Source organism: Xanthocytophaga agilis, assembly GCF_030068605.1.
GTDB lineage: Bacteria > Bacteroidota > Bacteroidia > Cytophagales > 172606-1 > Xanthocytophaga > Xanthocytophaga agilis.
This window is the reverse complement of sequence record NZ_JASJOU010000002.1, coordinates 151,075-172,106: the sequence shown is the minus strand read 5'-3', so window position 1 is coordinate 172,106 and position 21,032 is coordinate 151,075. Positions and strand designations below refer to the sequence as shown.

26 protein-coding genes are annotated in these 21,032 nt (G+C 40.5%); all 26 read left to right on the top strand.

Annotation, left to right across the window (positions count from 1 at the left end; translation table 11 throughout):
- Positions 1-4: 4 nt before the first annotated feature.
- The 26 genes from QNI22_RS07435 to QNI22_RS07310 all read left to right on the top strand — a co-directional run bounded on the left by QNI22_RS07435 (position 5) and on the right by QNI22_RS07310 (position 21,007).
- The gene (locus QNI22_RS07435) at positions 5-2,482 is read left to right on the top strand and encodes a fibronectin type III domain-containing protein (protein ID WP_314510008.1); all 2,478 of its coding nucleotides are present in this window, start codon (positions 5-7) and stop codon (positions 2,480-2,482) included.
- A gap of 18 nt (positions 2,483-2,500) precedes the next feature.
- On the top strand, positions 2,501-2,737 hold the full coding sequence (locus QNI22_RS07430) for a hypothetical protein (RefSeq protein WP_314510007.1): 237 nt from the start codon (positions 2,501-2,503) through the stop codon (positions 2,735-2,737).
- A gap of 59 nt (positions 2,738-2,796) precedes the next feature.
- Positions 2,797-3,258 carry a hypothetical protein gene (locus QNI22_RS07425; protein WP_314510006.1) on the top strand — a complete coding sequence of 154 codons (462 nt, stop codon included), beginning with the start codon at positions 2,797-2,799 and terminating at the stop codon, positions 3,256-3,258.
- A gap of 26 nt (positions 3,259-3,284) precedes the next feature.
- Positions 3,285-3,521 carry an FtsB/FtsL family cell division protein gene (locus QNI22_RS07420; protein WP_314510005.1) on the top strand — a complete coding sequence of 79 codons (237 nt, stop codon included), beginning with the start codon at positions 3,285-3,287 and terminating at the stop codon, positions 3,519-3,521.
- On the top strand, positions 3,518-3,910 hold the full coding sequence (locus QNI22_RS07415; protein WP_314510004.1) for a hypothetical protein: 393 nt from the start codon (positions 3,518-3,520) through the stop codon (positions 3,908-3,910). Before QNI22_RS07420 ends, QNI22_RS07415 begins: the two co-directional genes overlap by 4 nt.
- Entirely contained in the window at positions 3,864-4,160 is a 297-nt protein-coding gene (locus QNI22_RS07410; RefSeq protein ID WP_314510003.1) for a hypothetical protein, read from the top strand. Before QNI22_RS07415 ends, QNI22_RS07410 begins: the two co-directional genes overlap by 47 nt.
- A 17-nt stretch (positions 4,161-4,177) precedes the next feature.
- Complete coding sequence (locus QNI22_RS07405; RefSeq protein ID WP_314510002.1) at positions 4,178-4,642, top strand: hypothetical protein; 465 nt, start codon at positions 4,178-4,180, stop codon at positions 4,640-4,642.
- Positions 4,643-4,738: 96 nt separating this feature from the next.
- The gene (locus tag QNI22_RS07400) at positions 4,739-6,079 is read left to right on the top strand and encodes a S49 family peptidase (protein ID WP_314510001.1); all 1,341 of its coding nucleotides are present in this window, start codon (positions 4,739-4,741) and stop codon (positions 6,077-6,079) included.
- A gap of 73 nt (positions 6,080-6,152) precedes the next feature.
- Positions 6,153-7,148, top strand: coding sequence for a hypothetical protein (locus QNI22_RS07395; protein WP_314510000.1), 996 nt, complete (start codon positions 6,153-6,155; stop codon positions 7,146-7,148).
- A 3-nt stretch (positions 7,149-7,151) separates the two neighbouring features.
- Positions 7,152-7,427 carry a hypothetical protein gene (locus tag QNI22_RS07390; RefSeq protein WP_314509999.1) on the top strand — a complete coding sequence of 92 codons (276 nt, stop codon included), beginning with the start codon at positions 7,152-7,154 and terminating at the stop codon, positions 7,425-7,427.
- 4 nt (positions 7,428-7,431) lie between these two features.
- Positions 7,432-8,022, top strand: coding sequence for a hypothetical protein (locus QNI22_RS07385; protein WP_314509998.1), 591 nt, complete (start codon positions 7,432-7,434; stop codon positions 8,020-8,022).
- Positions 8,023-8,161: 139 nt separating this feature from the next.
- Positions 8,162-8,806: a glycosyltransferase family 25 protein gene (locus tag QNI22_RS07380; protein WP_314509997.1), complete on the top strand. Its 645-nt coding sequence runs from the start codon at positions 8,162-8,164 to the stop codon at positions 8,804-8,806.
- Positions 8,799-9,356 carry a class I SAM-dependent methyltransferase gene (locus tag QNI22_RS07375; RefSeq protein WP_314509996.1) on the top strand — a complete coding sequence of 186 codons (558 nt, stop codon included), beginning with the start codon at positions 8,799-8,801 and terminating at the stop codon, positions 9,354-9,356. The genes QNI22_RS07380 and QNI22_RS07375 overlap by 8 nt, the downstream gene beginning before the upstream one ends.
- A gap of 6 nt (positions 9,357-9,362) precedes the next feature.
- Positions 9,363-9,536: a hypothetical protein gene (locus tag QNI22_RS07370; protein ID WP_314509995.1), complete on the top strand. Its 174-nt coding sequence runs from the start codon at positions 9,363-9,365 to the stop codon at positions 9,534-9,536.
- Positions 9,533-10,243, top strand: coding sequence for a hypothetical protein (locus QNI22_RS07365; protein ID WP_314509994.1), 711 nt, complete (start codon positions 9,533-9,535; stop codon positions 10,241-10,243). The genes QNI22_RS07370 and QNI22_RS07365 overlap by 4 nt, the downstream gene beginning before the upstream one ends.
- Positions 10,244-10,248: 5 nt before the next feature.
- Positions 10,249-10,908, top strand: a complete 660-nt coding sequence (locus QNI22_RS07360) for a hypothetical protein (RefSeq protein ID WP_314509993.1) — start codon at positions 10,249-10,251, stop codon at positions 10,906-10,908.
- Positions 10,892-12,514: a hypothetical protein gene (locus tag QNI22_RS07355; RefSeq protein ID WP_314509992.1), complete on the top strand. Its 1,623-nt coding sequence runs from the start codon at positions 10,892-10,894 to the stop codon at positions 12,512-12,514. Before QNI22_RS07360 ends, QNI22_RS07355 begins: the two co-directional genes overlap by 17 nt.
- A 220-nt stretch (positions 12,515-12,734) precedes the next feature.
- Complete coding sequence (locus tag QNI22_RS07350; RefSeq protein WP_314509991.1) at positions 12,735-13,034, top strand: hypothetical protein; 300 nt, start codon at positions 12,735-12,737, stop codon at positions 13,032-13,034.
- Positions 13,035-13,056: 22 nt separating this feature from the next.
- Positions 13,057-14,412, top strand: a complete 1,356-nt coding sequence (locus QNI22_RS07345; RefSeq protein ID WP_314509990.1) for a hypothetical protein — start codon at positions 13,057-13,059, stop codon at positions 14,410-14,412.
- Positions 14,381-15,364 carry a DUF6712 family protein gene (locus QNI22_RS07340; RefSeq protein ID WP_314509989.1) on the top strand — a complete coding sequence of 328 codons (984 nt, stop codon included), beginning with the start codon at positions 14,381-14,383 and terminating at the stop codon, positions 15,362-15,364. The genes QNI22_RS07345 and QNI22_RS07340 overlap by 32 nt, the downstream gene beginning before the upstream one ends.
- Complete coding sequence (locus tag QNI22_RS07335) at positions 15,351-15,665, top strand: hypothetical protein (RefSeq protein ID WP_314509988.1); 315 nt, start codon at positions 15,351-15,353, stop codon at positions 15,663-15,665. The genes QNI22_RS07340 and QNI22_RS07335 overlap by 14 nt, the downstream gene beginning before the upstream one ends.
- Entirely contained in the window at positions 15,662-16,447 is a 786-nt protein-coding gene (locus tag QNI22_RS07330; RefSeq protein WP_314509987.1) for a hypothetical protein, read from the top strand. The genes QNI22_RS07335 and QNI22_RS07330 overlap by 4 nt, the downstream gene beginning before the upstream one ends.
- Positions 16,444-16,962 (top strand): hypothetical protein, encoded by a 519-nt coding sequence (locus QNI22_RS07325; protein ID WP_314509986.1) that lies wholly within the window; start codon positions 16,444-16,446, stop codon positions 16,960-16,962. The genes QNI22_RS07330 and QNI22_RS07325 overlap by 4 nt, the downstream gene beginning before the upstream one ends.
- Before the next feature lie 3 nt (positions 16,963-16,965).
- Positions 16,966-19,095 carry a SprB repeat-containing protein gene (locus QNI22_RS07320; RefSeq protein WP_314509985.1) on the top strand — a complete coding sequence of 710 codons (2,130 nt, stop codon included), beginning with the start codon at positions 16,966-16,968 and terminating at the stop codon, positions 19,093-19,095.
- A 4-nt stretch (positions 19,096-19,099) separates the two neighbouring features.
- Complete coding sequence (locus QNI22_RS07315) at positions 19,100-19,423, top strand: hypothetical protein (protein ID WP_314509984.1); 324 nt, start codon at positions 19,100-19,102, stop codon at positions 19,421-19,423.
- A 45-nt stretch (positions 19,424-19,468) separates the two neighbouring features.
- Positions 19,469-21,007, top strand: coding sequence for a hypothetical protein (locus QNI22_RS07310; protein ID WP_314509983.1), 1,539 nt, complete (start codon positions 19,469-19,471; stop codon positions 21,005-21,007).
- Positions 21,008-21,032: the final 25 nt, after the last annotated feature.

Below are 21,032 nucleotides of genomic sequence, written 5' to 3'. Positions count from 1 at the left end.
GATAATGCCATCTATCCGACAAATATTCACAAAGCTATCTGGTGGTTCTACTTCACCCACGCCAACCATACCAGGTACATTCAGCCTTTCTGTAACGCCAGGCAACGGACTTAATACCGTTGCCTGGACGGAATCTACAGGAGCTGCCTACTATATTTTAGAGTACTCCCTCACAGGAGCCGGTGGCTGGACGCAGTTAGGTGGCCAGCTTAACAGCCTTGGCTATCCACATACAGGCCTTACCAATGGGACTCAGTACTATTATAGAGTAACAGCTTATAACAGTACTGGTAATCGTGTAAGCTCTATTGTATCAGGTACACCATCCGGATCTTCAGCCAGCTTCAGTCTGGCTGCCCTGGCATTGGATAAGCAAAACTATCTTTCTTGGGCTTCTTATTCCGGTGCAACAGGCTATCAGGTACAGCGCCGGCTTTCTGGATCTTCCAACTGGGCAAATGTGGGAAGTGTGACTACTCAAACCCAGTATACGGATACAGATGCAGCTTTGCAGAATGGTGAAGCCTATGAATATCAGGTAGTAGCTCAGGGAGTTTCTGCTACTTCCAATGCAGCTTTATCTACTCCTGAAGTTGGAAACATTATGGATGTGACCATGCCAGCACCTACAGGTGTTATTGGCTGGTGTGAAGCTTCTAAGAAAGTACAGCTGATCTGGCGTAATGGTGGCACAAGATCCCAGCTAACGTATGAAGTTCAGTATAAAAATAATTCTGGCTCATATGAAACCCTGACTACAATTACGCCTGAGCTTTCAGATAAAGGAATTTATGGCAGTACTGAAATTCCTTCTTTGCGTGGAGTAGAACCTAAAAAGTATTTTCTGCATGATTTTTCCAGTCAATCTCTGACAGGAACGAATTACTACAGGATACGGGCAAAGTATGATAATACGTTTGTATCAGCCTGGTCTACTGAACTTCAGGTTACAATTCAGGGAAGTTATGTAGATACAACGGCTGCTAACTTTGCTACTACCTATGCAGCCCAGACGGCTCCTGGAACAGTTGTTCGGATTTTATCCGGAACATTGGATACTGCCAATGATGTGACATTAAAACCACGTATTTCTATTCTGAATGTTGCCGGATCTGTCAACTATACAGGCCAACAGCAGTACAGCTGGGATAAAGGTTTTCTGAAAGTGAATAATTCGACTCTTACCAGTATGAATCTTTCCATTACTGGTTTGACAATTGACTGTTCCAATTATACAGGCAGGGCTGGGATATCCTGTAATAAGGTACAGGGTTTAGTGATCTCCAACTGCATTATTTCGCGTTCTTTCTGGCAGGGTATTCAATTAGGTATAGATGCAAGGGATTGCGTAATATATGGTTGTACACTTACTAATGCAGGATATGGACCTCCTGAATCAGGTGATCCATGGACTGGTGAAGGCAATAGCTTTATTGGAGCTATTACCCTTAGAGGGAATACTACCAATATTCAGATTTTTGATAATATAGTTTCTTCTCCTGTACGTGGTTATGGATTCAAAGCTTTGATTGATTATATCAATACAGATGGATCTGGAAACTATTACAATGTGCATAGTCAGAATAATATTTTCAACAATGATTTTGATATGGGTAACCGGCTTTGGCTGGGAGCCAGTCCACAATTCTGGGGTGAAATATGGGCTGCCGAAAGTGTGAATTGGTGGGTGTTTGCCAATAAAGGAAAGAATCAATTAAGCCTGGAATACAGAAATGAGATAAACAGAAGCTACAGGCATTCTGTCAGAGTAGAGCAAAACCTTTTAACTGTGATGTATAAGGCAGCTCTTGAAGTTAGTAATCATGATCTGGTAATTACTCGAAATGTACTTGATTTGCGCAATGTGCAAAACTGTCAGGAGGTTTTTGGGGATTATAATAAGCCATCATCAGGCTTATATACTACAGAAAACCTATTGATAGAGTTTAATCTAATTTTATTAGGTAGTGAGATTCCAAACGTACAGACACATAGAAACCTTACTTCTAACTGTATTAATCGGAATAACACCATTATTAGTCCCAATGGCTTCCCTTATGCTTACTATAACGCCAGGACTAATGATGATGGAAGTTCACCCAATCATCCAACCAATCTTACTATTGAAAATAATGTATTTCAGTGTCCATCGGCTAACAATGTTTTCATTACCAAGAAAAGTACAGATGGTAATGCTGGTGGATTTGCACCATTTGGCAATGGTCAACTGACAGTAGTTGGAACGTGCAACATCAGAGGCAATCTGTTTAATGCTTCTGTACAGCTTATGCCAACCACTACAACAGGTGTAAATAACAATTTTACATCTGGCGTGGCTCCCAATCTGGTTGGTGGATCTGATATCAGACAGATGTATAAGCCGGCTGTAGGTGGCAACTGTCACAATACTGGCAGCAAAATTGGAAAGAAATATGCTGGATCTGCACCTGATCGGGGATGCTATGAGCTGGCAGCTAGTTAACGATAACCTATTTTATATATGAAAAAATTAGATGCAGATGATCTTTTACTGTTGCAAATGTTCTTAAACATTCCGGCAGTACTCAAAAAGGAAGACTGGCACAGAGAATGCCAAACCCTTCAGATGAAATTGCAAGGCGCTGGAGATCGGGGAGAGATAGAAGATAAGGATTGGGATAAAGCTATGGAGTATATGGAACTTCATGAACTGGCTTTAAAACGTGATCGGGAAGCCTTAAAAGCAAAGTGGGGATAGTTTATCTGTCCTTTAAGACTGGAAGTCTGGCAAATAGATTTGTCAGACTTCTTTGTTTTATGGGCTTAACTATCTTCATTCTCATTCTTGCTTTAACTATTCTGGTAGATGCCTACACAGATGCTAATCGCATTAGTGAAGGTAAAGCAGTCAATCATTTGCGTGGTGCATTGATCCGGCTTGTTCCCCTTACAGCTGGTACTATGCTGATTACCACACATTTGTTCTATATGGTACTTTGGCTGGCTGTTGCTGGCGCTTTTTACTGGCTAATCTTTGATATCGTATTGAATCTATTCAGGGGTTTGCCCTGGTACTATCAAGGGATTGTATCAGATAGTGAAGAAGATTCTTTTACAGATAGCCTGATTGATGAAATGCCTATTGTATTAATGCTTCTGGCCAAAATAGGGATGATAGTGCTAACCATAGCAGCCTGTAATCAGAGAGCACGCATAGAAGCCTTACTGAAAGCAGTACTTATTCACCTGGCTAACTGGATTATTGAATTATGGAAGTAGAAGTTAAAAATTCGAATAGGGACTTTATGCGTAACATAAATACGCTTGTGTTAGGCATTCTCACTGTGCTGATCACTTGGTTTGGGAATACAGTAATGGAGCTTAAAGACAGTGTGAAAGATTTGAGTTCAGAAATCAAAGTGCTTCAAACCAAAAATGACAACCTGAAGGAAAAGAATGATGATCTGAAATACAAGGTTGAACAGTGGGAAAAGAAGCTAGAAGATATCCGCGAAACTGCTAAACGTAACAGACTTCAATGAAAAACATTGCTTTAATCAGTTTAGGCCTTATAGGCATTGGCCTGGCTTCAGCCATTTTGATTCCTTCCTGTGAACAGAAACAATGCGACTGCACAGAGAAGGTAAAACAATTGAAAGATAGTGTAACTGCATTCCAGCATCAGGTAATGCTGCTGGAATGGCAGTATGATAGTTTACAAAACGTTAAACAAGCCGTCAATTATGAAATCGTTCAACTGGAAACCCAGCGCCAGGAGCAATATACGAATGCTCCTTATCTGTCTAGTGATTCCCTTCGCAGGGCATTCACAGACTACCTTAACCGATACGCTAGGGACGACATTGACAGGTTTAGAAGCAAACGTGATTCTCTTACACTTAAAGGATTACCAGCTGATCAAACCCATTAAGGCAAAACTTGAACTGAAAACTTCTATTCAGGAAAAGCAGCTTGCCATTAAAGACAGTACTGTACGAACTGTCAGAAAGATGAATCTATTGAAAGATGACATCATTCACGGGCTGGAAGTACAGCACAGAGAAGATCAGCTGACAATCAAAAGCCTGCAATCAGACAATAAGAAAGCCAAACAACTTTGGTGGAAATGTACTGGGATCGGGTTTGCTTTAGGAATTGCCACACGCTTTATTTTTCACTAACCTACTCTATATTTATTATGAAACATCTATTTCTCTTGTTCCTTACACTGGGAACTTTCCTTTTTACAAAGCCTGACTTAAAAGCAGCTAGCCTACAAACTGACACAACTATTTCCCAGATTGATTCCAGTGCTTCCCAAAATATTGATCAGGGATCTGACATATCAGAAGCAGCTGAACATTTGGTGTTCACGATTGATGAACCTGAAAACTTGCTTGGCCTGGGATTAGTTATTGCTGCCTTCGTTACTCTATATCTAAACAAAACCCTCAAAAACCTAAAGTACTGGCAAAGTACATTATTAGGTTTGGGTGGTACTATAGCGTTAGGTATACTCAAATTTGCTGGGGATGGGACACTTAATAATATTGCTGGGAAAGATTTACCTGCACTACTTCTTCCATTGATTTGGGGATGGGTTTCGAAATGGATAAATGATAGGGATAAAACAGCCAACACTGATACTTTGCCTCAAAGCTAACATCACCTGTTTTTAGACCAGCAAAACCGCTAGACCTTGTTTAGCGGTTTTTTGTTTGTCCTTTCTACAGCCGTGCTACATATGAATTTTTGTAGCATGAAAAACTACAAACTGCTTTCCGCTATTCTTGCTGGACATTGGCTGATAGATCCCACATGGGCAAATGCCAATCTGCCATTGGTAGAAGCTATCCTGAAAGGGGAAAGTGTAGACAGACCTGCTAAAGAATATGAAACGGATGCTGAACGGCCTTATATGGTGTATAGTGTTCAGGCAGGAACTGTAGGTGCAAGTCGCTGGACTAGTTTTAATGAAGCACCTGAAAACTCTATTGCAGTCATTCCTGTAATGGGTCCTATGCTGAAGTATGGTGATGGTTGCGGTGGTTTAGGTACTGTGCACTATACATCTTATATGAAAGAAGCCAAATCTTCTAATAAGATAGTGGGTGCAGTACTAGTAATGGATACACCAGGTGGACAGGTAGATGGAACATCTACTTTTGCTGACTCTATAGCAGATATGGTTTCCAATGGAAAGCCTGTAGTGGCTTTTGTTGATGATGGCATGTTAGCCAGTGCCGGTGTATGGGCTGCTTCTCGTGCCAGTGAAATAATTGCCAGCCAGCCAACAGATACCATTGGATCTATTGGAGTGTATACCACAATTGCAGATTACTCAAAATGGTATGAGCAAAAGGGTATAAAGCTCACTGAAGTGTATGCTGATCAGTCCAAAGATAAAAACAAAGATTATCGTGATGCCTTGAAAGGGGATGTCTCAGGCATCAAAGAAACGGTAAACTTCATTGCAGATCAGTTTATAGCTGGCGTAAAGCAATTTCGTGGGGATAAGATCAATACCAAAGTTGATAATCCTTTCACGGGTAAAATGTATGAAGCTGAATTAGCTCTACAAGTTGGGCTGATTGATGGCATTGGCAATATGGAATATGCTGTCAATCGTGTATATGAGCTTCAATCCCAAGCAACTTCTTCCACTAAATCAAATACAAAGTCCATGAATCTTACCAAGAAATGGAATGCTGTTGTAACCGCAATAGGTTGGACTGCATTAGTGATCGGTGAATCTGATCAGGTCAACGAAGCCAACCTGCAGGCGTTCGGTGATGAAACTAAAAAGTTGCAGGATGCCAATGCTCAACTGACTAGCCAAATCAAAGATCTGAATGATAAAGTTACGGCTGCTGACAAAGGTAAGGCTGATGCTGAAGCTGCACTAGCTGGTAAAGTAACTGAATTGGAAACAGCTAATGCTGAAGTTACCAGACTGAAAGCATTGGTGCCAGGAGCACAGCCAAGTGCAACTATAAAAACTGGTGATGATAAGATTCCATCTGCTTCTTCAGATAAGAATGAAGTCATAGATGCTGAAGCTGATCATAACAAGTTTGCCTATGAAATGCTAGGCCGGTAATTGAACTTGACTCTATTCAAGATATTGTTTTTTCCATCTAACTCACTCTTTTAACTCTTTTCTAGTCATTGCTATGTCAATAAACTTAGAGCAAGTAAAAAAAGAACTAGGGAATTATTTTCGTACAAATAATAAAGTAGTTCGTGAATGGGTGTACCGTGAAGCTCAGGTTTCCAAGTACATGCGTACCCTTACGAGAGTAAAGGGTAAATTTCCTGCCCAACATTCTGTAACTGATCACGTTATTCAGGGTTTTGCCTCTGTATGGAATGCACTAGGCACCACAACTTTCAAAACCAATGAATTGGTTAACTACCATCAGAAGGTAAACTTTGAAATTGTTCCAGCTGACATCCTTAACAGCTGGCTGGCAGAATTATATCAGGAGAATATGAAGCCGGCTGATATGCCTATCAGCAAGTATATAGCTGAAAAAGAGCTAGGGCCAAAAGTGGTTGAAGATATCGAGATCCTTTCTGGTGATGGGGTGTATGATAATACTAAGCTAGGACAGTTTGGCTATTCTATGAATGGTCTGAAAAAGATTCTGGCTGATGGTATTGCTAACGTAGACAATCCTATGTATCGCATCAAACTGAACGCTCTTCAAGACAACAATATTGTAGCTGAAGTAACTTCATTTGAGCGTGCCATACCTACTAAAGTTCGTAAGTCTCTGAAATATATTTTCATGAGTACTTCTAACCTAGAGCGTTACATTCTGGACTATGAGAATAAGTTTGGTGCTAACACCAACTATACAGCCGAAAATGGCATGAAAACCCGTCTGGGTAAACGTACCATTGTAGGTTTGGATTGTCTGGATGGATCAGATCTGATCTTTGCTACTCCTGAAGACAACTTCCTGAAGTTGATTGATATTTTCGATGCACCACAGGTTACAGATGTTCAAACTCTGGACTATAAAGTGAAAATCTTTATGGAATTCTGGCTTGGCTATGGCTTCTGGATTAACCAGCTGGTTATGGTATCTGTATACACTGGCACATCTACAGGCCTTGCAAGTGGCTCTGACGGTACAGACAACAACCAATTGTACTACGCATAACCGATGCCGTTCCATCTGACCTTGCAGGAAAAAGTTACCGATAACACCTGGCGTGCTATCGGTACTTTTTCTAATTCAAGAGGCGATAACGGGAAAGCGGATGTATTGCTTCGTGAAACGAATGAGGGGCTGTTGTTGATAGTTGATGATCAAATAGGGGAAAGTAGAGTTGCTGGAAAAAAGGTAACAGACTATCACAATGCACAGCCGGTGCCTGCTGATCTGGAAGCAGGAAATACAGTAACCTTCAATAACTTCTGGTATTCTCTAACAAAATAATACTATGCCTGATTTAACCGACTTGCTACATGTAGATGGTGATGATAATACCAGTGGTGTTGGTCAGTATATCTATGTAGCCAAAGAAAAAGAAATTCTTGTTTTGCCTTTGCCTGACCAGGATGATTCCAGTGCTGCTACTGGTTCACTGGCTGATCTTGTAACCATTACAAGAGACATTGAAATGTTACCAGGGAAAGACTTTAAGCGTATCTATGTGACACTGGAAACTGGTGAATTAAAACATGATGCACAGGGTGAACTGGATGGTATGAGTTTCTTAAACCAACTGGATTTCTTCATGCCTGGATCACGAGCTGAAGTACTGGGTTTTGCTCAGTGGGCTAAAAACAGTTCTTTGATCTTTTTGATCCCTGAACTGGATGGTCAGATCCGGATGTTAGGACATCGTGCATATCCTGCTAAAATGATTCCTGCCAGTGGAACAACTGGAAAAGCAAGTGCAGACCGTAAAGGCTCTAACTTCAGCTTTAAATCTGTAAGAAAAGGACCAGCTCCAATCTTTGCGGGTCGTGTGAAGACTGGTTCAGGATCTGGAGCTTCAGACTATCAGGATCTGGTATTAGTTGACTAGACATTCAAGCCCAGTGGGCAAATGATGAATCCCTTTATGGGAATATGTAGCAAAAGCCTGGCAATTGTCAGGCTTTTTTCGTGTCCTTTCTTGGCAATTGCCACTCTCACACCTTTACGGCTCTTAATTCTCACTGCTTATGAGCCCACTTTCTCAATTAAACTTTGACCGAATTTATGTAATCAATCTCAAACGCAGACCAGACCGCTGGGAGCATGCTGGTAAGCAGCTGGCAGATGCTGGCATTGAATGTAAACAGTACGAAGCTGTCGATGGCCAGCAATTACAGCTAAAACACCCATTCATGACTGCTGGTATGGTAGGGTGCTGGATGACTCACAGAGATATCTTTAAAGAAGCTGTAGAAAACGGCTATGAAAGTATTTTAATCTTTGAAGATGATCTGAAACTGATAGATGGCTTTAACCTAATGCTATCTCTTTCCCTTTCAAAGCTTCCTGCGGATTGGGAATTTGTCTATCTGGGATATACCCATTATGATGATCAGCCCAAAACCGGCTTACAGAAAGTAAATGACTTCTGGATTGTGCCGGCTAATTGCTGGGGAACTCAGGGTTATATGGTCCGCGGAAAAGAAGCCATCCGGAAAGTCTATGAAGGGATTAAAGAAGTTTCAAAAGAGCAATGGCAAGTTGATCAGCAGATCAGCATGAGTATCCTACCTGAATCAGGCCTTCGGTATTATGCACACTATCCCAGTGTTGTACGCCAGGCAGGCCTAACAAGTGATGTTCAAACCCAAAAACTTATTTTCAATGAATAACAAAGGTATCTGGACTTTGGAAGAAGCCAAGACTGGCCATATCCATTCCATTCTGCTGGCACAAGGCCTGGCAAAATTATTTGATAAAGCACAGCCTGTCTATGATCTGGGTTGTGGAACCGGCTTTTATGCCAGATATCTACAGCAGGCTGGCTTTGATGTACGTGCATTTGAGCCTACAGAAGGCATTGAAGAAATAGCATTCTTTTCTCCAATAGAGCGCCTGGATCTGTCTGAAGAAATTAAGCCTGGGACCTATCCACGTGCACAGATACTTTGTCTGGAAGTAGGTGAACACATTCCGGCTGAATATGAAGACATAGTACTGAATAATCTTTGGTACTTATCAGATACTGATGCTTACATAGTTCTTAGCTGGGCTGTACCTGGTCAGGGTGGTTTAGGACATGTGAATGAAAAGCCTAACAACTATATACAGTTAAAAATGCATGAACGTAATAGAGATTATTGCCACAAGCAATCTGAAGACTTACGTGCATTAGCTGGAAAATGCTGGTGGTTTGAAAATACTATTATGGTTTTTAAATAATCCTTCATGAAAGAAGAAATTGAAAAATGGCTTAATGCCAAAAAGCCCAGCTTCAGGAAAGGAGTTGCGCTATTTCAAAAATATGGCTATTCCAAAAGCCTGAAACGCCAGCTTGAAACAACAAGTGAAAGCCCTGATTCGCTGGCCATGGTTAAACAAGCTCTCAAAGATCTTTTATGACAGAAAGAGTTATTCACCCTATAGAAGCCTGGCTTCGTGATCCCAAAGACTATTGGGCTGGCTTAAAACTGTATGATACCTATAGTGAACGTCCCAGATATCCCAGACTCAGACATACACTGGGTTTTGGTCCGGATGATTATAACTGGTTATCTATCAAAGAAGAACTGACTTGGTTACTACAGAATGTTATTGTTCACAGTTTCGAGGCTGAAAAGGTAGTAGCTGAAGTAGAGCCGGCTACTGATCAGCAGCCAGCTGGTGAAACAGATAGCCTGCCAAAGCAGCCTACTACTGAAGAAATAGACGAACATCTATATTTTAACCGGCTGCCAGATGAAGGTAAAGAGTTAGTGAAAGAATGGAAAGGTTTATATGCTCAGTCGGCTTCTTTGCATGCTACACTGATTCATTTGCCAAGTGATGAAGAACGGAAAAAAGCAGCTAAGATGATTCTTGAAAACTTTGATCAGATTCATGTGAACTGGGATAAGTTAGATTATTATCAGAAGCATGGCCATTTTCCTGCAAAGCCAGTTGTAGAGCCCACTCCTGATCAGCAAGATCCGGCTGCCTTAATGCGCCGGCTGAATAACCTTCGTAGTCAGGTTTCCAAGCAAAAGGATAATGCAAATCGTCAGACAGAAGTAATTGCCTGGCGTAAGGAGATTGAAACAATAGAAGAAGCTTTGGGTATTAAAAAATAGTTAGAATGGCAAAGAAAGAAAGCAGAAAGAGCTTTAATAAGGAACTCAGAATAGAAGGTCGCCAGGATCTTCAACCAGCTATAGAATATGCTTCCTTATTCGATAAAATACACGCTCACTATATTAAGGGTGATCACCCGAATGGTAAGCCGCGTGTAAAGCTCACTGATGCTGAATCTGAAGTACTGGAACGTTGGGAATTGGCTTATTCTATCCTTCGAAGCATGCGTACTACTGAAGAAACAGTACGCATCATCATGAAACTGAAGAAAGTAAAGAAATCCACGGCCTATCATGATGTGACAAGTGCTTTACGGCTTTTTGGTGATATTTCTCAGGCTTCCAAAGAAGCCCATAGAAATCTTTTGGCAGATTATGCCACAAGGGTGCTACGTAGAGCCTACAAAGCCAAAGATGATGATATGGTGGATAAAATGTTGGGAAAACTGATCAAAATCAGAGGTCTGGACATTGAAGATCCAAATATTCCGGATTTTGACAACCTCAAACAACATATCTACAATATCATAGTAGATCCTTCTCAGATTCCAGGCCTGGAGAACCATACAGCTACTGAAATTGATACTATGATTCAGCGCTATAAGGAGAAAAGGAAATTGATCAACGAAAAAGCGGATTTTATTGAAGATGCAAAGCCAGCCTGAAGCTCAGAATATCTATTATAACCGTCCTATACTAAATGCGATGCTGATTGATGCTAATCAGGAATATCATATTTGGGGACGTGGTACGGCTAAAAGTTCGGGTTTGTTAGCCAATAAGCTGGTACGAAACATTACCCAAATGCCAAGATCAGCCGGAATGATCATTGGTGAAACCTATATTCAGCTTTTAACTCGTACTTTACCTTCTCTGATATCCGGATTAGAACGGCTAGGCCTTCGCAGGGATCACCATTATTATATAGGTCGAAAACCTCCAAAAAGCTGGAAATGGAAAGAACCTTATGAAGCTCCTGTAAGCTATGATCACTTTATGATCTTCTACAATGGTGCAGGCGCTCACCTGATCAGCCAGGACCGCGTGGGGAGCTCAAACGGTTTGAATACAGATTGGGTTTTGGGTGATGAAGCCAAATATCTGAACTATAATCAGTTTTTGGATGAATCACTGCCTACTATGCGTGCCAATCGTACGTATTTTGGCCATTTGCACACACATCAATCTATCTGTTTTGCTACATCCATGCCTACAGCTGCTGAAGCTAAGTGGATTTTGAAGAAAAAACAGGATATGGATCAGGAACAGATTGATTTGATGTTTTTGATCAACAAAGAAATTATGAAAGCGCATAAATCCGGAAAAAAAGCCCGGGCGAATGCTCTTTTAAACGAGCTTAATCTTTTGCGCAAAGATTGTGTGCATTTTTCGGCTGCCAGCAGCTTTGAAAATATTGCAGTCCTGGGAGAGCGATATTTTCGGAATATGCGCCGTATCATGCCTGATTTTATCTGGGAAACAGAAATTCTCAATATTGAGCCTAATACAGTAGAAGGTGGTTTTTACCCTTATCTGGATGCAGAAGGCAAGCATGGCTATTCTCATAGTTACAATAATGCCAAGCTGGAAGAATTCCATTATAATTTTGACCAGATGAAGGATATGGACAGCCGGTTTGATCTGGACTGTATATCTACTCTACCTATTAGAGCTGGTGTTGACTGGGGTTCTTCTATATCTACTATGTCCATTGCTCAGGACCTTACCCATACAGAAATGAGAGAATACCGGTTTATTAATGCCCTATATGTGAAACACCCTAAGCATATAGACCATTTAGCCAAGGCCTTTGTGGACTACTATAGATACCATACCTGTAAAGAGCTTATACTATGCTATGATCCAGCAGGGGATAAGAAGCAGGCTAACAGTGATCTTACCTATGCTCAACAGTTTATGAAGATAGTACGTGCTGCTGGGTGGACTGTTATACCACGTACCAAGGCAAGCTATCACCTACACCCTGAGAGATATCTATTATGGGCTAGGTTATTATCTGAAGAAGAAAACCTACCACGTATACGATTCAATAAACGTAAGGCCATGCACATTACCACATCAATGGCCAATGCACCTGCCTATGATATACCTAACAAAGGTATACGTAAGAACAAGGATAGTGAGAAGAATACTAGTGGTGTAGATCCATTAGAGGCCACACACTTCAGTGATAGCGCTGATTACTTACTCATGAACGATTTTAATTATATGTTAAAAAATCGCACTGGCTTTGTTCCCAACCTGATGTAAAATCATATATCGTATTACTTTTTAAAACGGAAATTGCCGTTTTGCGTCAGTGCGTGCCGGAATCAAACTTTCCATTTTTTTACCCTTTCAATGCCTCTGAAAGGGTAAAATCCTATCTGTCAGACCTGTAAATCGGTTTTGGCTGGAAACGCCCTGTCTATACGCTGTCCTTTCCCCTGTTTTCTTTTTTTAAGTGATTCGAAAGAAAAACAATTGCCATATGATCAAGCTCAGTGAAGCCCTAATGCAGATGGAACAGGGCGAAACCTTCAGTTGCAAGTTTGTTACTTTCAACCAACGTAGAAAAACAGGTGGGGAGATTATCGAAATACAGGAAGCCAGGTTATTTCGCCAGTCTGCTTCTACTCCTGAAGAAAAGAAAGAGTCTTCTGGAAAATCCAAATCACCTAATCACTGGGCGAACAGCACCCGTAACATTCTGATTCTGCCATCAGAACAGATCCGAAAATTACACATACGGCTGTTGATCGAATTCAATGGTTTCAAAGTCATCTACTAACCTACCGTGTCTATAACTCGCTATGTCAGAAATTTTAATTAATGATGCATTAACGGTTGCCTATTTGCCTCAAAGCCAATCAGCCGTTACGCTGGGGAAAAACCAGCGGCCTACAGCTCCCTTAGAAAAAGAAACCGGATCAACTACTGAGTATGCCAGGTGGGGTGATGACAACTTGTTTCCTCAAAACATCACACGAGAGATCGAAGCCAATACTATCATTGGTAGTACTCTTGATTGGAAGGCTAGGGCGCTTTATTCAGGAGGTATAATGTATGGTAGCAGAAGTTATGATGAAAAAGGAGAAGAAAAGTTTACTCCTTTCATAGATGTTGATATAGAGGAGTTTATTTTCAAAAGCAATGTGCTTCGCTATTTGATTGAGGCCAGTACTGATCTTTACTACTTCTACAATGTCTTCCCTGAAATTATTCTTTCAGAAGATCGTAGCCAGGTAGTATCTATCAGTGCACAAGAAGCTACCTTTTGCCGTTGGGCACGTCAGGATCAGAATGATGGATTGATAAAAAAATGTTTCATTAATGCCAACTGGGATAAGGAAGGTTCAGATTACCTGGACAACTCAGTACCTGTAATTGATCCTTACTATGCATCTGTCGACAAAGTAAAAGGAGATACTAGTTCCAAATATATTTATCCAGTTAGTTACCCAACGCCTGGCAAGGTTTATTACCAGTTAGCTCACTGGGATAGTATACGTGTGTCAGGATGGTATGAAGTAGCAAAAGCTATTCCTGCATTCAAAAAAGCTTTATTTGGCAACCAGGTTATTACTCAATACCACGTTGAGATCTCTAAAGAATACTGGTCTGACAAATATCCCAACTGGAATTCCCTGCCAATAGAAAAGAAGAAAGAGTTGATGACAGAAGAACTTGAAGCCTTTGATAGAAGGATGTCAGGGATTGACAATGCCGGTAAATCCATTATGACATCTTTTGAACATGAGGAACTTCATGGAAAAGATCATTCCTATTGGAAGATTAATCCCATTGATAATAAAATCAAGTCTGGGATCTATATAGAAGATTCTCAGGAAGCCAGCTCACACATATTGTATGCACTCTCTGTAGATCCTACCATTATTGGCAGTGCTCCTGGAAAAGGTATGGGTGGTGGATCAGGTAGCGACAAACGTGAAGCCTTCAATATGTATATCAGTCTTTGTGATGTACATGCACACCTGATATTGGAACCCCTGCAATTCATTGCCTGGTATAACGGATGGTCAAAAAAATATCCAGGCTTCACCTGGCGTTTCAGACGTCCAATCCTGCAAACCTTAGATAAAGTTACACCTTCCAAACGCGAAACAACTACACCAGATGCCTCTAATAAAAACAATTCAGGAAGTTAAAAACTATGTGTCTGTTGGGATCAACAATGAATTTGAAACCATCACGCCAGATCTGATACAGGCACATGATAGAGTGTTAAAGTTGTTAGGTAGTACTCAGTATACTGCCTTAGAAACTGCCTATGATGCTGGACCTGTTACAGGTGAGATAAAAAGCCTGCTGGAATTCTGTCAGGGCATTATCACAAATCTGTGCTATGCTGAATTTATTACGCCTGGTCAACTGGATATTTCAGATTCCGGATTTAGAATTCAGGTAGATGGTGAGTACAAAACGGCTTTCCAATGGCAGATAGATGATCTGAAATTATATTTCAGAAAGAAGGCAGCGGATAAGGAAGAAAAGATGCTGGCTTTTCTGGAAGAAAAATCAAGCACTTTCCCAGACTGGGCTAACTCTCCAGCTTCTACTTTATTTCGTCAGTACTTCATCAATTCTACTTCAGAGTATCAGGATCATTACAATATTGCCAGCAGCCGGCTAACGTTTCTGGCTTTGATTCCTACTATGAAGTACACAGAAACCTTTTCTATTGAGCCAAATATTTCACCTGCCTTATTCGCAAAGCTGAAAGATCAGATTCAAAATAAAACGCTGACAGATAAAAATAAGCTTTTGATAACCTATATCCAGCCGGCTGTAGCTTATCTGACTATCTGCAATGCCATTGATGAACTTCCTGTAGAGATCAAGGAAAATGCATTGGTAGTAAATGAATATAGAGCTACCGGGGAGAACTACAGGCAGCAAGCAACAGCTTCAGATAAGTTATTGGTCAGCAAGAAAGCCAGTGCCTGTGTGAAAGGAAATGATTATCTGCAACGTTTGATAGCCTTTTTGAATGCCAATGCAGATGATTATCCTGAATACAAGGATTCCGGTTTATATAAGCCACCCACTGAAACAATATTTGTAGATCGTTCCTCAAAGCATTTATATGGAGGCTTTTAAAGATTACTTGGACTTTCTGCAGAAACGTTTTGAGCAGATGAAGCAGGAAGATATAGAGGCTGAAAAGGTTCTGCGTGAACAAGCTGCCAGATATCAGGTGCCAGATGGATATATGAATATTAAAAGCATTGCCAAAAAGTTTAAGGTTAGCTTAACACGCAGGCAAAAGCTTCGTCTAATCAAACATTGTAAAAATGTTTGTAGCGAAAAACAGATAGATGTTCATATGGCTATGGATAAATTCCTCCTTTTTCCTGTAACCATTATTAAAGAAGCCCTGAAAGATTTTAATTTTCTATGACAGTAAACTATCCAAAGAACTGGAATGAGCTAACAGGAAAGCAGCTACTTTCTGTATTGAAAATAATCCACCAACCTATTTCAACAGAAGCAAAGAAGCTGCTTTTGTTGAAAACAATCCTTTCTGTAAAGATGAAGTCTTTACGAAGGATGGAAATAGAAACAGTGGCCAGGTGTATGTATGTACTTGATCCGTTTATCAAAGGTGATGTCAGTCTGACTAAAAATCTTCTCCCATGGTTACGCCTTCACTTAATCTGGTACCAGCTGCCATTTAAAGTATATGGCCCAGCTGACGGCTTTAAGAATATGAGTTTTCTGGAATTTGTCTTTGCTGATACCTATTACTCCCAGCAGTTTGGTAAGAAACCTAAACCGGATGCACTGGATAAGATGCTGGCAGTACTATATAGAAGGAAGCGTGACAAAGATCTACCAGGCTCATTAACCTATAAAGGAGATATCAGACAGAATTTCAATGAACACCTGATATCAGATCATTCCAAGTACTTCACTAACCTAGATCCTGTAAAGAAGCTGGCCGTCCGTACCTGGTTTAGTGGATGCAGACAGCAACTTGAAAAGATGTATCCGTATGTTTTCAGTGGAGACAATCAAAAGAAAGCTGCTTCATCCGGATGGACTCAGGTACTGATCAGCCTGGCAGGTGAAAAATTTGGTACAATTGATCAGACAGGCACGGAAAATCTGCACACAGTACTGATGCATATGAATGAAGTGATCAAAGAAAATGAGGAACTGAAAGATAAATACGGCAAATGAGACACGCGGAATACAATCAATACTTCAGGGATCTGGCTACAAAGCACGTAGATATTAAGCATAGTGATACAGAAATGCACTTTGCTAGGATTATCCGCAGTGCTGATCCCTTCTTTAAGCTGGAACTCTCTGAATTCCTCACTAAGCTTAAATCCAAGCTGGAAACACCTTTTATGCTACTGGAAACCTATGATGCCAGATTTGAGGATAACAAGTCTGACAATAAATGGCAACTGGCTATGGGTGCTTTTATGATTCTGGATAAAGTCAGTAAAGGTGATTACAATGAAGTAGAATCCAAGCTAGACTTTACAGAATCTGTTGCTACTGATATCATTGGTAGGCTATACAATGATTACAAGTTAAAACGTATCAACTGGCATGTAGATCTGAATGATATCACTTTGGAAAAAGTTGGGCCGGTGGGTGATTCTATGTATGGTACCCGTGTAGACTTTCTTTTGAAAACAACAGCTAATACTTCTTTAAAATACGATCCTTCTAAATTTTTGTAATACATGGCAACAAGAGCACGATTAAGGCTGGGGTTTGGAGGTGCACAGATATCAGGTACACTGGTATTAAATTTCCCTAACCTGGGCGCGTTAGGATCTTATCGGTTTGGGACAGATTTTAATGATCCTGCAAGCCTGGCTTCTGCCATCCGTAGTACTGTCGGTTTAAGCTTCACAGTTACTTCATCTGGTAATATAGTTGAGCTATTGGCAGATAATTACAGTAGTCTTTACAATGTACAGGTATCTGGAAATATTTCAGGTATCACAGCTAGCATCAATAATTCAGGGAGTGGATCTATTTTTAAAATTCCCTATACTAAAACCAATGCAACCGGCTTTGGTCTGTCTGATGGAACTATTACCCTGAATCCTGAAGGAGGTAATGCGCCTTATACCTACGTTTGGAATGATGGATCTACAGCTAAGGATAGAATCAATCTGGCTGCTGGTACATATGCTGTAACCGTTACAGAAGCGGGTGATGCTGGCCAGTTTAAGCTTAGTCTTACCATTCCCATTGTAATCACCCAACCTGATACACCTTTACTGGTAAGTATTGCCAATAAAGCTAACATTCTCTGTTTTGGTTCTTTGGCTGGCTATATTGAGCTTGCTGTATCTGGTGGCATTGCACCGTATACCTATCTTTGGAATGATGGAGCTACTACCAAAGATCGTTCTGGCATTCCTGCAGGTGTATATTCTGTTATTGTCAAAGACGCTAACAATGTTGAAAAACAGCTTACCAACATTGTTGTTAGCCAGCCTGATGTTCCTTTAACTGTTGAAAGGATCATCAGTGACAATGATGTAGAACTGATTGCATCCGGAGGCGTTGAACCTATAACCTATACCTGGGCAGATGGACCAACAACACGGATCAGAACCAATCTCGCGCCTGGCTTCTATACATGTGTTGTAAAAGATGCCAATGGCTGTAGCAAGACAGTTAATATTGAGATTGCAGAGTTCCGGTTTTTCTGGTCAAAAAATCCGATCGTCTTTCGTCCGGAAATGGATAGCCTGGAAACAAAATTCTATCCTTCTTTTGTGCTGGAAGTCTGGATAGAAGGAAGCTACAGAAGCAATGCATTTGACAAGATGGTAACTGTAGAACAGCCGGCAGATTCACTGGGAAAAACCGTTTTTGATGTGCAAAACATTCTGGATACCTATGTACAGCCTCATTTACCCGAATTTAATCAGAGCAATGTATCTATTGCCTCAAAGGCTTTTAAGCGTTATTTTCTGCGTTATGCTGAAAAATATGCTGATTCAGCAGATGGAACACCCACAGCAAAAGAACCTGTACAGTTATTGACAAATTACTGTCTGCATGGTGGATTGGATTTTGAAGAATATGCAGCTGATACATTCTTTACTAGCTATCTGGAAACACAGAAACCCTTCTTCACCTGGTATCCAAACAATAAGAAACTGCCAGTTGATCAGCAGGAATACCTTTATTATCTGCATAACACCTTTGACTATAATACTTTTGGTGTGAAAGTAAAAGTCACTTTTACAGATGGAAGCTTTGTTGTAATAGATAAGTTTTCAATGGCCAATGTACTTCGTTATGAGCTGTATATTGTGCCAGCTGGTTATACACAACTAGCACTGGCCAGTGTAGATCCCTCTAAAACTGTCTATTTCTGGGAAATCTATTGTGTTGGTCCCAGTGGCCAGGTGATCACTGAAGTACGTAGATTCTATCTGGATACAGAATACTATCCATTCCGTCAGTTCTTTTTGTATGCTAATTCCATTGGTGGGTATGATTCACTGATGGCAACCGGAAATGCAGAAAAGAATGTGGATGTAGATGCTGAAGAACTAGCCAGGACGCTACCTTACAATTATAATCCTGTTGAAGGAGAAATAGCCACTGTGAGCCGTGTAGGTCAGGTTACTTTATCACTGAGTACTGGCCATAAAGATCTGAAAGAGATTGAAGCTTTACAGGACTTTTTGATTAGCTTAGATGTGAAAAGGATTAACAATGGCAGATATGAAGCAGTAACAGTAGTGGGTGACAATGTAACTATTGTTGAAGATGATAATACACTGTATTATATTCCTTTTAAAGTCAGACCGGCTAAAATGAATCGTTATACACCAAAGCTTTAATATTATGGATCAATACAAGAAACTTCATCCTGGCGTCTTATCAATGCACTATGACATTATGGATACAATCTATAAAGATGTGCCACTGCCTTCTATTCAGGATTCTTTTATTAAAGACTATGTTGAAAAGATTAACAGTGGAGTCTTAAAGAAGTTAGAAGAATTAGGATTACCCCTTACTGAAGAAACCTTTAACCGTATTTCAGAAGTTAGAAATCCAATTGCACCAGGTGCAAAGTTTTGGTTTCTTGATTATGGGAAGCCAACAACAGTCCCTTTATTTAGTATAATAGTCAAATCAGGTGATCATCCTATAGATATTTTTTAGGCTTTCTGTCCTTTCTCCCTCATTTTAAGGCTATCATATTTGGGTATGATAGCCTTTCAAATTCTAGACGAATTTTTGGATATTGAGCCTAGCAGCTCTTTTACCATCAAGTCAGCAAACCCAATGTTTTCTGATGATAGCATTCCAGGAATGCTTACCTATCCTTTTACCGTCACAAACACCCCAAAGACACGCCGGCTTTTAGGCTTTCCTAACTTAGTTGCATCTGAAAATCTGGTAGGCAACCAAGTGGATAGTATCTGTTGGCTGGGTGGACTGGTGTACAAGGTGGGTAAAATTGTAGTTCGTGGTGCTAACTCTAAAAAGTTTCAGTTAAACTTTCAGTCTGATGCTGGAGATGTACAGACCAAAGTAAAAAATAGCTCCCTTCGTGATCTTTTAAAACAGGAATTCTCCTTTACTTCTGTTCCCAGTGCATTTCTGAATGCTATTAACACACCTGTTTACAAACCCTATCAGAATAGTTTAGCACCTTATACAGCCTTTCCAATCCTGAATGAAGACTTCTATCAGGATAAGAATAGCCAGTTTGGTGGGTATCTGAATTATTTTGTCAATGGTGCATTCCCTACCAATGCCTATACCAGCAAACATGCTATGGTACCGCAATTCTATTTGCTGTATGTACTGGAAATGGCTTTCCAGGCAATAGGCTATAGAATGACAGGCAGCTGGATACAGAATGAAGAAATTCAGCAACTGATCCTTTATAACAACTATGCATTAGATAGGATTGGGAGTAATTACAATCAGTACTTACCTCAGATCACATTAAAGAATCATGTGCCTGATACCAAGTTTGGTACATTCCTGATCAACCTACAAAAGATATTTCCTTTGGGTTATGTATTTGATACAGTCGCCAAACAGGTAGAATTGGTAAACATTCCCGATATCTTAAAGCAATCTGACTATGTAGACTGGACCAGTAAGGCAGATGCTGACTGGGATCTAACACCTGTTGAAGGCAAAGGCTATACATTGCAAATGAATCCGGATAGCTCTGATGAACTAACCAAAAACATCAAAGATGACTGGAATAAGTTTGTCATTGGAGAAGGAGAAGAACCTATTACTACAGATTTTTCCCCTTTGGAAGTATATAAACATGCTGATTTGCTGAACACGGCAAGACAGTGGACCACTCCACACATCCGGCAAAAAGGTAGCTCTCCTGAATTTGAGATAGGAAATAATGCTTCTGGACTACATCTGATGTGGTATCGAGGTATGAGGCCAGACGGATCTGGGAACAATTACCCATTTGCTACTTATGATACAATTGATCATGCAGGAAATACGATCGGAAATTATTCTTTGCGTTGGACAGGTGCAAAAGGCTTGTATGAAAAGTGGTGGAAACCCTATATAGAGTTTCGGGCTAATGCCAAAACCATAGACCGTAATGTAAATCTGAATCTGGCAGATATTCTTTCACTGGATCCCCGCAAGAAAATCTATCTGGATCAAAACCTGTATTTCCTTCAGGATCTCACAGTGACAGTAAGTCAGAAATCCGGAATTAAGCCGGCTAAAGTTACCCTTCTTAGAACCAAGACATAAGGTAGTGTCCTTTCTGCATACTGGC

Bases quoted from the DNA above. Each gene is read 5' to 3' on its own strand.
- QNI22_RS07435 (WP_314510008.1), top strand. From the start codon at position 5: ATGCCATCTATCCGACAAATATTCACAAAGCTATCTGGTGGTTCTACT.
- QNI22_RS07430 (WP_314510007.1), top strand. From the start codon at position 2,501: ATGAAAAAATTAGATGCAGATGATCTTTTACTGTTGCAAATGTTCTTA.
- QNI22_RS07425 (WP_314510006.1), top strand. From the start codon at position 2,797: ATGGGCTTAACTATCTTCATTCTCATTCTTGCTTTAACTATTCTGGTA.
- QNI22_RS07420 (WP_314510005.1), top strand. From the start codon at position 3,285: ATGCGTAACATAAATACGCTTGTGTTAGGCATTCTCACTGTGCTGATC.
- QNI22_RS07415 (WP_314510004.1), top strand. From the start codon at position 3,518: ATGAAAAACATTGCTTTAATCAGTTTAGGCCTTATAGGCATTGGCCTG.
- QNI22_RS07405 (WP_314510002.1), top strand. From the start codon at position 4,178: ATGAAACATCTATTTCTCTTGTTCCTTACACTGGGAACTTTCCTTTTT.
- QNI22_RS07400 (WP_314510001.1), top strand. From the start codon at position 4,739: ATGAAAAACTACAAACTGCTTTCCGCTATTCTTGCTGGACATTGGCTG.
- QNI22_RS07395 (WP_314510000.1), top strand. From the start codon at position 6,153: ATGTCAATAAACTTAGAGCAAGTAAAAAAAGAACTAGGGAATTATTTT.
- QNI22_RS07390 (WP_314509999.1), top strand. From the start codon at position 7,152: ATGCCGTTCCATCTGACCTTGCAGGAAAAAGTTACCGATAACACCTGG.
- QNI22_RS07385 (WP_314509998.1), top strand. From the start codon at position 7,432: ATGCCTGATTTAACCGACTTGCTACATGTAGATGGTGATGATAATACC.
- QNI22_RS07380 (WP_314509997.1), top strand. From the start codon at position 8,162: ATGAGCCCACTTTCTCAATTAAACTTTGACCGAATTTATGTAATCAAT.
- QNI22_RS07375 (WP_314509996.1), top strand. From the start codon at position 8,799: ATGAATAACAAAGGTATCTGGACTTTGGAAGAAGCCAAGACTGGCCAT.
- QNI22_RS07370 (WP_314509995.1), top strand. From the start codon at position 9,363: ATGAAAGAAGAAATTGAAAAATGGCTTAATGCCAAAAAGCCCAGCTTC.
- QNI22_RS07365 (WP_314509994.1), top strand. From the start codon at position 9,533: ATGACAGAAAGAGTTATTCACCCTATAGAAGCCTGGCTTCGTGATCCC.
- QNI22_RS07360 (WP_314509993.1), top strand. From the start codon at position 10,249: ATGGCAAAGAAAGAAAGCAGAAAGAGCTTTAATAAGGAACTCAGAATA.
- QNI22_RS07355 (WP_314509992.1), top strand. From the start codon at position 10,892: ATGCAAAGCCAGCCTGAAGCTCAGAATATCTATTATAACCGTCCTATA.
- QNI22_RS07350 (WP_314509991.1), top strand. From the start codon at position 12,735: ATGATCAAGCTCAGTGAAGCCCTAATGCAGATGGAACAGGGCGAAACC.
- QNI22_RS07345 (WP_314509990.1), top strand. From the start codon at position 13,057: ATGTCAGAAATTTTAATTAATGATGCATTAACGGTTGCCTATTTGCCT.
- QNI22_RS07340 (WP_314509989.1), top strand. From the start codon at position 14,381: ATGCCTCTAATAAAAACAATTCAGGAAGTTAAAAACTATGTGTCTGTT.
- QNI22_RS07335 (WP_314509988.1), top strand. From the start codon at position 15,351: ATGGAGGCTTTTAAAGATTACTTGGACTTTCTGCAGAAACGTTTTGAG.
- QNI22_RS07330 (WP_314509987.1), top strand. From the start codon at position 15,662: ATGACAGTAAACTATCCAAAGAACTGGAATGAGCTAACAGGAAAGCAG.
- QNI22_RS07325 (WP_314509986.1), top strand. From the start codon at position 16,444: ATGAGACACGCGGAATACAATCAATACTTCAGGGATCTGGCTACAAAG.
- QNI22_RS07320 (WP_314509985.1), top strand. From the start codon at position 16,966: ATGGCAACAAGAGCACGATTAAGGCTGGGGTTTGGAGGTGCACAGATA.
- QNI22_RS07315 (WP_314509984.1), top strand. From the start codon at position 19,100: ATGGATCAATACAAGAAACTTCATCCTGGCGTCTTATCAATGCACTAT.
- QNI22_RS07310 (WP_314509983.1), top strand. From the start codon at position 19,469: ATGATAGCCTTTCAAATTCTAGACGAATTTTTGGATATTGAGCCTAGC.